Here is a 1,999-nt window from a genome sequence, read left to right on the forward strand (position 1 = left end):
CCGCAGTGAGACCACGGTGCGCAGGCTCTCCGCCAGCGTCGGCGCGCTGGTGAACAGGTAGTCCCACACGTGCAGCCCGCCGCGGTCGGCCGCCGCCGTCGCCAGCAGCCCCGACCCGGGCCCGGCCGCGGCATCGATCAATTCCCAGGCCCGCCAGGCCCATTCGGTCGGCACCCGCAGCAGGTCGTCGGTCAGGAAGGCCACGTCGAGGGTGGGATCGAGGGCCGCGAGTTCGGCCGGTGTCACCCCGGCACGCAGCGCGGTGGCCCGGATCAGCGCGGCGATGCGGGTCGGGATGGTGCCGTCGATCATCCGCCGAGCCTAAGGCCCGAAAACAGCCACGAATCAGTCGGTTTGGCGCGAAATGTCCCGGAACGGCGGAGTCGGGCCCCTGACAGCGGTTGACGGGCCATACCGCCACCGGCTCACGGCTCGTTCACGGGCCGATCCAGGCCGAGGCGGGCCAGTTCCATGCGGCTGCTCACCCCGAGTTTGGGGAAGGCCCGGTAGAGATGGTGGCCGATGGTCTTGGGGCTCAGGAACAGTCGCGCGGCGATCTCCTTGTTGGTGGCCCCGGCGGCCGCCAGCCGGACCACCTGGAGCTCCTGCGGGGTGAGGGTCGCGGCGAGATCGGCCGCCGGAGCCGGGTCCATGCTCTCCCCCGCGGCGCGCAGTTCGGTGCGGGCGCGGTCGGCCCACAGGGTCGCGCTCATCCCGTCGAAGATCTCCGCGGCCCGGCGCAGGTGGACGCGGGCGTCCGCGCGGCGGCGTTCGCGGCGCAGCCACTCGCCGTACAGCAGCGCGGTCCGCGCGTAGTCGTACCAGAGCCCTTCGGCCGCTTGCAGTTTCAACGCCTGCTCGTACGCCTCTCCGTCGCCGTGCAGGGCCGCGCGCCCGCGCAGCGCGATGGCCTCGGCGAACGGCGACCCCAGGGCGGCGGCCCAGCGTTCGATCTCGGCCATGGCGGCGGCGGCCCGTTCGGGACGGCGCAGCCGGACCGCGGCCTCCACCAGATCGCGCAGCAGGTGCACCCAGTGCCCGCGCACCCGATCCTCGATCCGGTACAGCGCCTCGAGCCGGTCCAATGCCGCCTCGTAGTTGCCCAGGCCGAGATCCAGCAGCCCGAGGGCCCATTCGGTGTGGGTGATATTGACGAAACTGTCCTCGCCGGAACTCAACCCGTGCACGGCCAACGCCCGGCAGGTCCGCTCGTCGCCGCGCATGGCGGCCAGCACCGCGAGCGCGGCTTCGGCGTAATCGACCCAGGTCGGCTGATCGACATCGCGGGCGATGCGCAGCCCCTCGGCGAGCGCGGTAGCGGCCTCGCACAGGCGGCCGAGCACGAGTTCGGCATTGCCCAGATAGGCCGCGGTGGCCGGGACCCAGCCGACCATCCCGCGCGCCCGGATCTCCTCCATCAGACCTGCCATGATGTCGCGCGCGTCGGCCGCATCACCGATGAGCAGCGCCTGTCCGGCCAGATTCAGCGGCACCGACGGCACGTCCATGCCCATCGACCGGCTGAATTCCACTGTCTCGCGGATCATTCCGATCCCGGCCGCGAGGTCGCCGCCCGCCATCGACAGCGGACCGTCCAGGGCGCCGAGCAGCGGCGTCCGCACCGCGTCGGGCAGGTCGAGCCGTGCCAGTTGTTCCCGAGCCACCCGGACGGCGGGGAGATCGCCCTGCATGAAGGCGGCGCGCGCCGCCGAGACCAGCATGATCGCGGCCCGCTCGGAGTCGGTCTCGGTGACCTCCTGCCCGGCCCGCATCCACAGCGCCCGCGCCCGGCCGAGAGCGCAGGCGTCGAAGGCCATCAGGGCGCGGGCCGCCCCGATCCGGGCCCGGCTCCCGGGGTCCAGCGGCAGCGTCTCCGCGGTCAGGGCCAGCCGCAGCGCCCGCTCGGAGCGACCCGATTCGGCCGCCCACTCGGCGGCCCGCGCCAGCCGCGCACCGCGGCGATCCGGATCGGGGGTGAACCCGGCGGCCCGTACCATGG

The 1,999-nt window shown here is 73.4% G+C and carries 1 protein-coding gene and 1 pseudogene; both read right to left on the minus strand.

Going from position 1 to position 1,999, the window contains the following annotated elements; genetic code table 11:
- A pseudogene (locus tag ACWELQ_RS44675) lies at positions 1-312 on the minus strand (AraC family transcriptional regulator); the annotation flags it as partial.
- 113 nt (positions 313-425) lie between these two features.
- Positions 426-1,999, minus strand: a 1,574-nt coding sequence (locus ACWELQ_RS44680) for a helix-turn-helix transcriptional regulator (protein WP_452403019.1), incomplete at its 5' end; no start/stop codon positions are given.

It is taken from the genome of Nocardia sp. NPDC004722, from assembly GCF_053601505.1.